A 12,930-nucleotide genomic window follows, 5' to 3' on the forward strand; every position below is an offset into this window, starting at 1 on the left:
CAATGTCTGTTATCGAAGAAAAAGAACAGCAGTTTGCACAAGCTGCTGAAACAATTGCAAAGGTGAAAGAAGAAATTCAATCATTTATTGTCGGCCAGGAAGAAGTGGTTGAACATGTTTTATGGAGTATTTTTGCAGGAGGCCATGTACTCCTGGAAGGTTTGCCTGGACTCGGAAAAACGATGCTGATTAAAACAATTTCAGAGGTGCTTGATCTGAATTTTTCCCGAATACAGTTCACGCCGGACATCATGCCATCCGACATAACCGGTACGATGCTGCTTCAGCCTGATGAGGCAGGGAGGCAAACATTCAGTTTTCATAAAGGGCCGTTATTTGCCAACATTATTTTGGCAGATGAAATCAATAGGGCAACTCCCAAAACACAGAGTGCACTGCTTGAGGCAATGGGTGAAAAAACCGTAACAATTATGGGTGAAACCAAAAGCATGGAAAAGCCTTTTTTTGTATTGGCAACTCAAAATCCGATTGATATGGAAGGTACTTATCCGCTTCCAGAGGCGCAGACAGACCGTTTTCTTTGCAAAGTCAATGTCCAATATCCAACAAAGGCAGAGTTAAAGGAAATTGCTTTAAGAACAACAGGGCCGCAGAAGAAACAGCTAAAAAAGGTAGCAGGAATGGACGATGTGATTGCACTGCAAGGGCTGGCCAGGGAAATCCTTGTTTCAGATGAAATATTGGATTACGCGGTTTGGATGATTACTGCAACCCACCCTGATTCGGAAGAGGCTCCTGAAATGGTGAAAAATTTTGTCCAGTATGGAAGCGGGCCGCGCGGGCTCCAAAGCTTAATCAATATGGCAAAGGCAAGAGCTATGTGTTCAGGAAGATTCCATGTTTCCGTTGGCGACATTAAACATGTTGCACATCCTGTTTTAAGGCATCGCCTGATTTTAAACTTTGAAGGTGAAGCATCAAGTGTTACCGCTGATTCAATCATTGAGGCACTGTTAAGCGAAGCCATTCGGGGAGCAAAAGGCTGATGAACAATCAACAGGCTCTGCTTGGAAGGCTGCAAAAAAGAAAGGTAGTTGTAAAAACAAGAAAAAGGGGAATTCATGCAGGCTCACGGCAGTCCAATAAATTTGGTTCTTCCATGGAATTCTCCGATTTTAGGGCCTATCAGCCTGGTGATGATATTCGCCAAATTGACTGGAATGTTTTCGGGAGAACCCAAAAACATTACATCAAACGGTTTTTGGATGAACAGGAACTTTCCATTGCCGTTTATCTTGATGCAACCTCTTCAATGACAAAAATCCATTCGAAGTGGGAGTATGCAAAAGGGCTGGCTGCCGCATTGAGTTTTATGGTGCTTGCTGGTGAAGACCGGCTTTTATTTGCAGCAGTATCTTCTGAAGGGATACAGCCAGTGAAGAGAAAGGGTTCTGTATACAGCAGACGCACTTTCTTGGAAATTCAAAAACACGAAGGCGGTGCAATGGCCAAAAACTTTCTAGGCTGCTTGAAAGATTCTTTATTGAAACAGCAGCAGCTTGCTATTTTAATAACTGATGGATTTGAGCCGATTAAAGAATGGGAAAGTCTGTTAAAGAAATTAAAAGGGTTGAAACAGGAGTTTTGGTTTTTCCAAGTCCTGGCTAATGAAGAGCTGGCCCCTTCCTATTCGGGAGATATGAAGCTAATAGATAGTGAAACAGGGACCGAAGTCAATGTCAGTTTGAATTCTTCTATTTTATCTGACTATGAAAAGCGGCTGAAGGAACATAATAAGCAGCTTGAAGCCATATGCAAACGGTATGGCGGCCAGTATATCTTCGCCCCTGAAGTCAGGGACCTGCAGACGATTCTTTTCCGGGATCTTCTTGCAAAGGGGCTGGTAAGGTGACGAAAACATGCAATTTTTAAATCCTATCTATTTTATTTTAACTATTTTCATAGCGGCCGTTGTTTTATTTTATTTTTTTCGCAAGCAGTACATGGAAAGGACAGTTTCATCCAACATGCTTTGGGAGCAGGTGTTAAACGAATGGCAGGCTTCTCCGTGGCTGAAAAAGCTGCAGCAAAATCTTTTGTTCTGGCTGCAAATATTGGCCCTGCTGTTATTAATGCTTGCCCTTGTGCGTCCGTTCTGGCTTGAAAGTGCAATAAAGGGTGAACACCTAATTCTTATCGCGGATCCTTCTGCCTCCATGTCAGCCGAAATGGATGACTCTACCCGGTTTGAAATGGCGAAACAAGAAATGCTGGAGTTGGCAGATAAGCTAAATGGCCAGGAAGTAACTTTGATTAAAGCAGGAGAGAAAAGCGAGATTCTATTAAGCAGGGAAGATGATTCAGAAGAAATCAGCAGAAAAATCAACAGCCTGGAGCTTTCTTATGAGCATGAAAATATGGATAAATCACTCGTATTGGCAGATTCCTTATCCTCAGGGAAAGACACGGCTATCCATATCTTTTCCGACGCAGTTACACCGGACGAAATAAAAGAAAAAATGGATGGCCAATACACTGTTGTACATAACATTGGAGTGGACGAAGGAAATGTTTCGCTGCAGTCCTTTGGCACTGCAGCAGTAGCGGGTGAAATTTCAGCAGTTGCAGTGATAGAAAACCAATCTTCAAGAAATATAGAAACAGGGTTTAAGGTGCAAAATGAGGAAGAAGTTTTGTTCGAACAAAAAGTATCATTAAAAGCAAATGAGCAAATGACGGTTCAGGTCCCTTCACTGCCTGAAAAACCTTATTATGAGGCATCTATCTCGATTGAGGATGGCTACAGCGCTGATAATTTTGCTGCTTCCATTTATACGGATTCAAAGCCAAAAATATACACAATGGGAACGGTTAACCCATTTCCTGTAAAAGGCTTTCAAACCATCGGAGCAGAATTATTGCAGACAGATTCAGGCAACATTAGCGGATTGGATATTAAGGGAGTTGTTCTTGCCGAAGGGAGTACCCTTGCGGAACTTCCGCAGCAGCCGCTTATATTTTTTAACAGCAGCAAAGAAAAGGTAAAGCTTGATGAAGGGATTACTGAAGAAGACGATGCTCTCCTTCAATATGTTAATTTTGATAAAGTGTTTATCGATTCTGCATCTGCACCCTTGGATGGAGAATGGGAATCTGTGCTGAAAAGCGGCAGCATCCCATTAATACAAAAGGGTATGCTGAAGGGGCAGCCAATTATTATTGTGAATTTTGATCTGGCTGATACGGACTGGCCGCTGCAGCCGGGCTTTCCGATTTTCTTATATAACGCTTATCAATGGTTATCTCAGCAGACAGATTTCCTTGGTTATTTCAGCGCTGGTGAGGAGCGATGGATTACTATAGGTGAGGGTTCGGATCGCTGGGAGATCTTTAATCATAAAGATGAGAATTTGTACTCCCTGGATTTAAGCAAGGAAAACTTCAAAGCGCCTGCCGTTCCTGGAACCTACCAGGCTGTTTCAGGAAATCAAATCTATTATTTTTCCGTACTTCTCGATGAACGGGAAAAAAATACAAGAGCTGAAGAGTCCTATACAATGAATGAAAAATCATCTGAAAAAGACAGTATGACCCAAAAGCCAAATGAAAAGCTCTGGTTCTGGCTGGCGTTAACTGCTCTTATTTTAATTGCTTTGGAATGGGAGGTATATCGCCGTGGGCATAGAGGTTAAATATCCCTTCCTGTTTTTGTTGTTTATTCCTGCTGTACTTTTGATTTTTTTGTATATATGGAAACACCGGACTAAGGGAAAAGAAGACTATTGGATTGCCGGCCTAAGGATGGTGATTTTTTCTCTCTTAATTTTTGCACTGACCGTTCCGCAGGTTCTGCTGCCGGTAAAGGGAGAGACCGTCATTTTCCTTGCCGACCGATCAGCGAGTATTGGTGAAAACGAGGAAGCGCTTGCCTGGATAGAAAATAGTGTCAGTCATAAGAAAAGCGATGATCAATATGCGGTTGCTGCATTTGGAGAAAATGTTGCCCTCGAACAGAATCTGGGAAGAAATCGGGAGGCTGTTGCCCAATTTAATGGGAAAGTGGATGGTTCCCAAACCAATCTGGAGGCAGGCTTGCAGTTCGCGGCATCATTGATGCCAAGAGATTCAGCTGGAAGAATCGTACTTCTGTCAGATGGCAATGATACGTCCGGCAACGGTCTGGAAGCAGCTTCTATTTTAAAAAACCGGCAAATTGAAATCGACCATGTTTTGTTAAAAACAACCTCGGGTGAAGATGTATCTATTTCAGAGCTATCTGTCCCTCCTTCACTCTATTTGGGAGAAGAGGCTCCCATAACGATTGAAGTGACGAGCAATACCAGTAAAAAAGCTGATATTCGCCTTTCTGTTAATCATAAAGAGGTTTTGAAGGAAACGGTTCAAGTAAATGAAGGAAAGAACGTTTATACGTTTACCCGTAAAGCAGATACAGCCGGACTAACGGTATATAAGGCAGAAATAGTTGCTGAGCAGGATACTTTTACAGAAAATAATACATTGCACTCGGTTGTAAATGTAAAAGGAACGCCGAAGGTATTGATTGTGCAGGGGACGGAATCGGGGAATATTGAGGAGCTTCTGGATGATTCAGGCCTTGAGGCAGATACTGTTCAGCCTGAAAAGCTTCCGACCGTTATGTCAGGGTATCTGCAATATAAGTCCATTATCTTTAATAATGTTCCCGCTACCGTTATCTCGGAAAATCAGATGAATTTAATGGAAAAAGCAGTGAATGAATTTGGTATCGGCTTTATTATGATGGGCGGTGATGAAAGCTTCGGATTAGGAGGCTATTTTAAAACACCAATCGAAAAATTGCTGCCGGTGGAAATGGATATCAAGGGCAAGAAAGAAATGCCTTCATTGGGGCTTGTACTTGTAATGGATCGGTCTGGAAGTATGGCCGGAAGCAAAATCGAACTGGCCAAGGAGGCTGCTGCCCGCTCAGTGGAACTTCTCCGTGAAGAAGACACGCTTGGTTTCATCGCATTCGATGACCGGCCATGGGAAATTCTTGAGACAGAGCCGCTGAAGGATAAAAAGAAGGCAATTGATAAGATCAGATCCATTACACCAGGCGGAGGAACTGAAATCTTTTCCTCCCTTGAACAAGCATTCTCGGAGCTGGAAGATTTGAAGCTGCAGAGAAAGCATATTATTTTGCTCACAGATGGACAGTCTTCAACCAATAATGACTATGACTCACTGATAGAGAGCGGAAAAGAGAAAAATATTACCCTTTCAACAGTTGCGCTGGGACAGGATGCTGACCGGAGCCTTCTTGAAGATCTCGCCGCAATGGGATCTGGTCGATTTTACGATGTAACCGATTCATCTGTCATTCCGAGCATATTATCGCGCGAAACCGTGATGGCAACAAGAACCTACATAGAGGATAACCCCTTCTATCCGAGTGTTCAGCCTTATCCAGAGTGGTCAGCACTTTTTGAAAATGGTGTTCCCCAAATGAATGCCTATATTGCTGCAACGGCAAAGCCGCGCTCACAGGTTCCGGTATTGAGCGAAAAAGAAGACCCTGTCCTTGCTGAATGGCAGTACGGTATGGGCCAGACAATTGCCTTTACATCCGACTACTCAGGAAAATGGTCAGGGGATTGGGCACGCTGGGAAAAATGGCCTTTATTTATTAATCAGCTTGTTACAAAAACCTTGCCGCAGTATGAAAGTGAACCATACAGGATTTCCGTTGAAAAAAGGGACGGAAGTACGGTGCTAAACCTTGAGTCTGCAAATAGCCAGTCACTCCCTATAGAGACCTCCATTGTTTCAGAAACTGGCGAGCAGATTGAAGCGAATACAAGGCTAATCGCCCCGGGTAAATATGAAGCGATCCTGCCCGAAAGCACTGGGATGTATTTTTTAAACATTAAGCAGACAGATCAAAATGGAAATGTCCATATCCATCAGACTGGCTTTACCATTCCGTACTCAGCAGAATATCTGCAAAAGGGAGCCAATAAAGAGCACCTGGAGGAACTTTCCAAGCTGACAGGGGGCAAAGGACTTGCGGCTGAAAAAGAAAGCTTTCGCCCGCTAAAGAACCCTGCCAGTACAAAACAGCCGATCAGCGAATGGCTGATCCTGACGGCATTCCTGCTCTTTTTTACGGAAATAGCGATAAAGCGATTTGGTTTGATAGGGATTGTTGGAGGAATTTTGAAGAGAAACAGAAAGAAAGCGGTTAAAGAAAATCGTGAAAAAACAGAAAAGTTTGCAATGCTGAAACCTGCCAGGAAAAAGATAGCTAAAGCAGATAAAGCTCCGGTTCTGGAGGAGCACCTTTCAAAAGAAAAACCGAAAGTGAAAGCAGAAAGGAAAAAGCAAAAGCCTTCAAGACAGCCGGAAATGCTCACACCAAAAGAACGGGAAGAGCGAATGAAAAGGCTGCTGGACGCGAAAAACAGAAAAAATAAGTAAAAGCGGAGCAAATAGCTCTGCTTTTGTTTGTCTGCAATCAAAATTTTGTTGCGAATGGTTTATCCGGGCACAAAATTAAGCTGTTATTCTAAAAAAACTGGATATATCAACGAAATTTTCAATATATCAATAAAAAAGCAGCATATATCAACGAAAATTTTAATATATCAACGAAATTCCGATTATATCAACGAAACGCAAAAGTGAGTAATGGACCCATCATGTAAAGATATTTTCTTGACATGCCATGCACTTCTATGTAAACTAACTTTGTAAAGGCTTTTCACTTAACAAGGGGGAATAGGGATGCTCGAAAAGACAACGAGGATGAATTACCTCTATGATTTTTATCAATCGTTGTTAACTCCTAAGCAGAGAAGCTATATGTCCCTGTACTACCTGGATGATTTTTCGCTTGGAGAGATTGCCGAGGAATATGAAGTGAGCCGGCAAGCGGTTTATGACAACATTAAACGTACAGAAGCAATGCTTGAAGAGTATGAAGAAAAGCTGTTATTATTTCATAAATTTCAAGAGCGCAACAAGCTGATTGCAAACATGAAAGAGATGCTGAAGGAAGGTTCCCCTTCCGCCGAAGCATTAAATGTAGCAGTAGCAGAGCTTGAGAAATTAGATTAGGAGGCGGCATATATGGCATTTGAAGGATTAGCCGACCGACTGCAAAATACAATCCAGAAGATCCGCGGAAAAGGCAAAATCAATGAAGCGGATGTAAAAGAAATGATGCGTGAAGTCCGTCTCGCCCTTTTGGAAGCAGATGTTAACTTCAAAGTCGTCAAAGAGTTTGTCAAAAAAGTAAGCGAACGCGCTGTCGGGCAGGAAGTACTAAAGAGTCTGACGCCGGGCCAGCAGGTCATTAAGGTTGTTAAAGAGGAATTAACGGAACTGATGGGCGGAGAACAGAGCAAAATTGCTGTTTCGAATCGTCCGCCGACTGTCATTATGATGGTCGGCCTTCAGGGTGCCGGTAAAACGACAACAACCGGAAAGCTTGCAAACCTGCTTCGCAAAAAGTACAACCGCAATCCGATGCTCGTAGCCGCGGATATTTACCGCCCTGCTGCGATTAAGCAGCTTGAAACACTTGGCAAACAGCTGAATATGCCGGTCTTTTCCCTTGGCGATCAGGTCAGCCCTGTTGAAATTGCAAAACAGGCCATCGCAAAGGCAAAGGAAGAACATAATGATTATGTTCTGATCGATACAGCGGGAAGATTGCATGTGGACGAGGCTCTAATGGATGAGCTTAAGCAAATCAAAGAGCTTTCTAGTCCGGATGAAATATTCCTTGTTGTAGATGCCATGACAGGTCAAGATGCGGTGAATGTTGCCCAAAGCTTTAATGAACTGCTCGGATTGACAGGGGTTGTACTGACAAAGCTGGACGGCGATACTCGAGGCGGAGCGGCTCTATCCATCAGATCCGTGACGAACACGCCAATTAAATTCGTCGGTCTTGGCGAGAAACTGGATGCGCTTGAAGCGTTTCATCCAGAACGGATGGCGTCCCGTATTTTAGGCATGGGAGACGTCTTATCCCTAATTGAAAAAGCGCAGGCCAATGTGGATGAAGAAAAGGCGAAAGAGCTTGAGCAAAAAATGCGCACTGCTTCCTTCACATTTGATGACTTTTTGGATCAGCTTGGACAGGTCCGCAATATGGGGCCTCTTGACGAACTTCTGAAAATGATGCCTGGTGCCAATAAAATTAAAGGCTTGAATAATATTCAAATCGATGAGAAGCAAATTACTCACGTTGAAGCGATTATTAAAGCGATGACAAAGGAAGAGAAAACTCATCCGGAAATTATCAACTCAAGCCGCCGCAAACGGATTGCAAAAGGAAGCGGAAGAACCGTTCCTGAAGTAAACCGTCTGTTGAAGCAATTTGAAGATATGAAAAAGATGATGAAGCAGATGACCGGAATGCAGCAAAAGGGAAAGAAAAAGGGCGGATTCAAGCTTCCTTTTAATCCTTTTTAGTAATGTCTAGCGCAAGCAGCCTACCCCCTCGAGGTCACAAGCTTGTCTTGTTGCGGCTCCTAGGGACTCGGGGGTCATAAGCCGTTTCCTTTCAGAAGGAAGAACGCCTTCTTACAGGAACCGTCTTATGCCTGTCGTCCCTGGGCAGTCGCCTCCACATTTCGGGCAATCCTCCCAAAAAGGCAAAGAACGCCTTTCCGGAAGGCTCGTCTTGTGCTTGTCGGGGGTGGCCAAGGCGCTTGCGCTTTTCCAGTCAGCAAGCTTTTCATAACATGTAAAGAAAAAAACCTTTACAAACTAATTAACAATCTGATATTATACTATCTTGTGTGAAACTATTCGGAGGTGCTTATTTATTATGGCAGTAAAAATTCGTTTAAAGCGTATGGGTGCTCACAAAAACCCTTTCTATCGTATCGTTGTAGCTGATTCTCGTTCTCCTCGTGACGGACGTTTCATTGAAACAGTAGGAACTTACAATCCGGTTGCTCAACCAGCGATCGTTGACATCAATGAAGAGTTGGCTCTTAAATGGCTACAGACTGGTGCTAAGCCATCTGATACAGTACGCAACCTTTTCTCTAAGCAAGGCATTATGGAGAAATTCCATAACGCTAAAAACGGTAAGTAATTCATTATAAGATGAAAGAGCTTATCGAAACGATTGTTAAGCCCCTTGTTGATTTTCCGGAAGATGTTCAAGTGAATGTCCAAGAAGAGGATCAGCGCGTAACCTATCAGCTTTCTGTCAACAAGAATGACATGGGGAAAGTAATTGGGAAGCAAGGGCGCGTTGCGAAAGCAATACGGACCGTTGTTTATGCAGCAGGTTCATCAGAACAAAAGAAGGTCTTTTTAGAGATCATAGAATAACACTGAAAGTTCCGGCCGCCAGCGGCCAGAGCTGGATGGCACAAAGAAAAGGAGGGGTTTCCCCTCCTTTTTTTACAATTTAAAAGGCTAAGTGAAAGAGCCTTGTTGATCTTGACACCCTGTTGATTGGGGCGGAAGGCCTGAGATCCTCGAAAATCATCCGCATTTTCTTCGTGCGGTGTTAATTCGAAGATGCTTATTCAAAGTCCTGCGGGAAGAGCAAGTCAAAGGAAGACCCCACATGCTTAATGCATGAGGAGGCTCCCGGACCGGCCACGCAACGCTTGAGCACCTCGAACGGAAATCAACAGGCAAGGTTAGCAGAGAGATTTTAAAAATATAAACACCGCCAACTAAGAGTCGACAGGATTGTCAGGGAGGCCGGGTTTGTTTCCGGCTAATGCGTTTGGGAGGTGCTGTAGATGAAAATTATTCAATCAGTAACAGTCAAACAGGTGTTAACAGAGAATAGCAAGAAAGAACTGCTCGGGGGGTATGCTGCCAAAAAGCAGCAGCTGCAGAAAGAAAGCGACCAGCTCCGATTTGAGTTGAAAAAACAGGAAAAAACAAAAAAAATTCACCCGGCCAGTTTAATGAAGCATTTTGAAAAAGAAATTCAAATGAGGCAGGAAAAAGTTAAACTCCTCGATTTTCAAATAGAACAATTACATATGCTACCACTAGGGAGCGAATTGAAAGAAAAAGAAATCCAGGCGATTATCGAGGTTGAAGAAGGTTCTCGCTGGGAAGACATAGAAAAAGGGAAAACAATTATCATTAAAGATGGTATTGTTGATGAAATCCGCTAGAGGTGATAGTTAATATGCAGAAATGGTTTAATGTAGGGAAAATCGTAAACACCCATGGCATTAAAGGAGAAGCGAGAGTGATATCCAAAACAGACTTTGCGGACGAAAGATATAAGCCGGGAAGCAAGCTATATTTATTTATGCCGGACTCTAAAGCAGAACCGGTTGAACTGACGGTGAAAGCCCATCGGACTCATAAGTCATTTGATTTGCTTACCTTTGAAGGATACGAAAATATTAACCAGATTGAAAAAATGAAGGGCGGCATTTTGAAAATATCTGAAGATCAGCTGGGCGCTCTCGAGGAAGATGAATTCTACTATCATGAAATAATCGGCTGTACAGTAGAAACACTTGAAGGGGAAGACGTTGGCAAAATAAAAGAAATCCTTTCGCCTGGAGCCAATGATGTGTGGGTAATCAAAGGAAAAGGCGGCAAAGAGATTTTGATTCCGTATATTGAAGATGTTGTTAAAGAAGTAAATGTGAATGAGAAGCGTGTAGTAATCAACCCGATTGAAGGGCTGCTTTCATGATGAAGATTGATGTTCTCACTCTTTTTCCGGAAATGTTTGATGGGGTTTTTGGACATTCCATTTTAAAAAAAGCGGCTGAAAATGAAGCAGTGGAATATAATATCGTCAATTTCAGGGACTATGCGGACAACAAGCATAAAACAGTTGATGATTATCCCTATGGCGGGGGAGCAGGAATGGTATTAAAGCCGCAGCCAATTTTTGATGCTGTAGACGATCTCCGCGCCCATGGAGAAAAAGCCCCAAGGGTTATCTTGCTTTGCCCTCAGGGTGAGCGGTATACCCAGCGGAAAGCGGAAGAGCTGGCCGAGCTGGACCACCTTATTTTTGTCTGCGGACATTATGAAGGCTACGACGAAAGAATCCGGGAACATGTTGTAAGCGATGAGATTTCGATTGGGGATTTTGTTCTTACCGGCGGCGAGCTGGGGGCAATGGTTGTAATAGACAGCGTTGTGCGTTTGCTTCCAGGTGTTCTGGGCAACGAAGAATCACATATGAAAGACTCGTTCAGCACCGGATTTCTTGAGCACCCCCATTACACTCGGCCTGCTGAATTCCGGGGGATTAAGGTGCCTGATGTTTTAATGTCAGGGAATCATCGGCTTATCGAAGAGTGGAGGGCGAAGGAATCGCTAAGAAGAACCTATTTAAGGCGCCCCGATTTGCTTGAGGAAGCCGATTTAACAAAAGATCAGAAAAAATGGCTTGAAGAAATAAAAAAAGAAGGTAAATAACGTTGAAGTTACCGTCCAGGTATGGTATGATACTTTTTGTGACTTAGGCTGAACTTGTTCAGTTTTCGTCTGATAAAGATGTTCCGCTGCAAACAAAAGGTTGTGCAAGAGCGTCTGCTGAGAGGAGTTGAAAACGATGCAAAAATTAATCGAAGAAATCACAAAAGAACAACTTCGTACAGACCTTCCTTCTTTCCGTCCTGGTGATACTGTACGTGTACACGTAAGTATTGTTGAGGGAACACGTGAGCGTGTCCAGGTATACGAAGGTGTTGTGATTAAGCGTCGTGGTGGTGGAATCAGCGAAACTTTCACAGTTCGTAAGATTTCTTACGGTGTAGGCGTTGAGCGTACATTCCCTGTACACACACCAAAGATTGCGAAGCTTGAAGTTATCCGCCGCGGTAAAGTACGCCGTGCGAAACTTTACTACTTGCGTAACCTACGCGGTAAAAAAGCTCGTATCAAAGAAATTCGCTAATAAATCGAAAAGCGAAAGCGCCTTGACCAGCCCTGACAAGCATAAGACGAATCACACAGGAGGCGTTAGCCTCTGGAGTGATTTGGCTTATGACCTCGAGGGGCTAGGCGCTGCAGCTGGACAATGAGAGAAAAGAAGGAGCTTGATTATCAAGCTCCTTTTTCTTTCATTAACTTTTGAACTTCGATAACTGTCGAGCTCCAGGCGCCATCGGCTCGAAGTCTTAAGCTACGTTAAGAACGTCATCGTCAGCGCTTATCTTAAGCTTGTCGCCGATAGTCGGGCGCCTTGCGCTTTTCTTATTTTTGCTAATAATATTACATAAATGTTAAATAATATATAAATGAGATTCCCATCGTGTTTATTGAGACAAATTTTTGTAAAATAAAAAATAGAAAACACTTCCTGCAATAATTTGAGATGCAGAGCGTTTCCCTGAAGGACAGACGGCCTTTTAGGATAATTTTTGACTGAAGAATGGTGGGGAATTGAATGGGAAAAAAGAAAAATGAGTTGTGGGAATGGACAAAGGCACTTGTGATCGCAGTCCTGTTAGCGGCAGTTATAAGATATTTTTTATTTGCGCCGATTGTGGTCGACGGTTTGTCCATGATGCCTACTTTGCATGACCAGGACAGAATGATTGTGAACAAATTCAGCTATAAAATCGGAGAGCCTGAGCGCTTTGATATTATCGTTTTCCATGCGCCTGAAAACAAGGATTACATTAAAAGGGTGATCGGGCTCCCTGGAGATAAGATCGAATACAAAGAGGATACGCTTTATGTAAACGGCAAAGCGTATGAAGAGCCTTATCTGGATGAGTATAAAAAACAGGTTATAGACGGTCCGTTAACAGAACCGTTTACGCTTAAAGAAAAAATAGGGCAGGAGACAGTGCCGGAAGGGCATTTGTTTGTCATGGGCGATAACCGCCGTTTCAGCAAGGACAGCCGCCATATTGGGCCTGTTCCGCTGGAAGAGGTTTTAGGTGATGCCGGCATTATTTACTGGCCTATAGAAGATATTCGGATTGTTAATTAAAGAAGTAGTTCAAAAAGTCCGGAGTT

General features: G+C 43.2%; 13 protein-coding genes. All 13 read left to right on the top strand.

What is annotated here, in order from left to right; genetic code table 11:
* The first annotated feature begins 2 nt into the window (after positions 1 to 2).
* Positions 3 to 1,007 (top strand): AAA family ATPase, encoded by a 1,005-nt coding sequence (locus tag IQ19_RS11010; protein WP_144542470.1) that lies wholly within the window; start codon positions 3 to 5, stop codon positions 1,005 to 1,007.
* A complete protein-coding gene (locus IQ19_RS11015; RefSeq protein WP_144542471.1) occupies positions 1,007 to 1,873 on the top strand; it encodes a DUF58 domain-containing protein in 867 nt (288 codons plus the stop codon). The genes IQ19_RS11010 and IQ19_RS11015 overlap by 1 nt, the downstream gene beginning before the upstream one ends.
* Positions 1,874 to 1,880: 7 nt before the next feature.
* Positions 1,881 to 3,653 (top strand): vWA domain-containing protein, encoded by a 1,773-nt coding sequence (locus IQ19_RS11020; RefSeq protein WP_144542472.1) that lies wholly within the window; start codon positions 1,881 to 1,883, stop codon positions 3,651 to 3,653.
* Entirely contained in the window at positions 3,637 to 6,420 is a 2,784-nt protein-coding gene (locus IQ19_RS11025) for a VWA domain-containing protein (protein WP_144542473.1), read from the top strand. The genes IQ19_RS11020 and IQ19_RS11025 overlap by 17 nt, the downstream gene beginning before the upstream one ends.
* A 306-nt stretch (positions 6,421 to 6,726) precedes the next feature.
* Positions 6,727 to 7,059, top strand: coding sequence for a putative DNA-binding protein (locus IQ19_RS11030; RefSeq protein ID WP_144542474.1), 333 nt, complete (start codon positions 6,727 to 6,729; stop codon positions 7,057 to 7,059).
* A gap of 12 nt (positions 7,060 to 7,071) precedes the next feature.
* A complete protein-coding gene (gene ffh, locus IQ19_RS11035) occupies positions 7,072 to 8,424 on the top strand; it encodes a signal recognition particle protein (protein ID WP_144542475.1) in 1,353 nt (450 codons plus the stop codon).
* A 358-nt stretch (positions 8,425 to 8,782) separates the two neighbouring features.
* Positions 8,783 to 9,055, top strand: a complete 273-nt coding sequence (gene rpsP / locus IQ19_RS11040; RefSeq protein ID WP_026585563.1) for a 30S ribosomal protein S16 — start codon at positions 8,783 to 8,785, stop codon at positions 9,053 to 9,055.
* An 11-nt stretch (positions 9,056 to 9,066) separates the two neighbouring features.
* A complete protein-coding gene (locus IQ19_RS11045; RefSeq protein ID WP_144542476.1) occupies positions 9,067 to 9,297 on the top strand; it encodes a KH domain-containing protein in 231 nt (76 codons plus the stop codon).
* A gap of 422 nt (positions 9,298 to 9,719) precedes the next feature.
* Positions 9,720 to 10,106: a YlqD family protein gene (locus IQ19_RS11050; RefSeq protein ID WP_144542477.1), complete on the top strand. Its 387-nt coding sequence runs from the start codon at positions 9,720 to 9,722 to the stop codon at positions 10,104 to 10,106.
* Positions 10,107 to 10,120: 14 nt separating this feature from the next.
* Entirely contained in the window at positions 10,121 to 10,642 is a 522-nt protein-coding gene (gene rimM / locus IQ19_RS11055; protein WP_144542478.1) for a ribosome maturation factor RimM, read from the top strand.
* Positions 10,642 to 11,379 carry a tRNA (guanosine(37)-N1)-methyltransferase TrmD gene (trmD, locus tag IQ19_RS11060; RefSeq protein ID WP_199749454.1) on the top strand — a complete coding sequence of 246 codons (738 nt, stop codon included), beginning with the start codon at positions 10,642 to 10,644 and terminating at the stop codon, positions 11,377 to 11,379. Before rimM ends, trmD begins: the two co-directional genes overlap by 1 nt.
* Before the next feature lie 136 nt (positions 11,380 to 11,515).
* Positions 11,516 to 11,860: a 50S ribosomal protein L19 gene (rplS, locus tag IQ19_RS11065; protein ID WP_009330779.1), complete on the top strand. Its 345-nt coding sequence runs from the start codon at positions 11,516 to 11,518 to the stop codon at positions 11,858 to 11,860.
* A 492-nt stretch (positions 11,861 to 12,352) separates the two neighbouring features.
* Positions 12,353 to 12,904, top strand: coding sequence for a signal peptidase I (gene lepB / locus IQ19_RS11070; RefSeq protein ID WP_144542480.1), 552 nt, complete (start codon positions 12,353 to 12,355; stop codon positions 12,902 to 12,904).
* The last annotated feature ends 26 nt before the right edge of the window (positions 12,905 to 12,930 follow it).

This window comes from Cytobacillus oceanisediminis, from assembly GCF_007830235.1.
GTDB lineage: Bacteria > Bacillota > Bacilli > Bacillales > Cytobacillaceae > Cytobacillus > Cytobacillus oceanisediminis.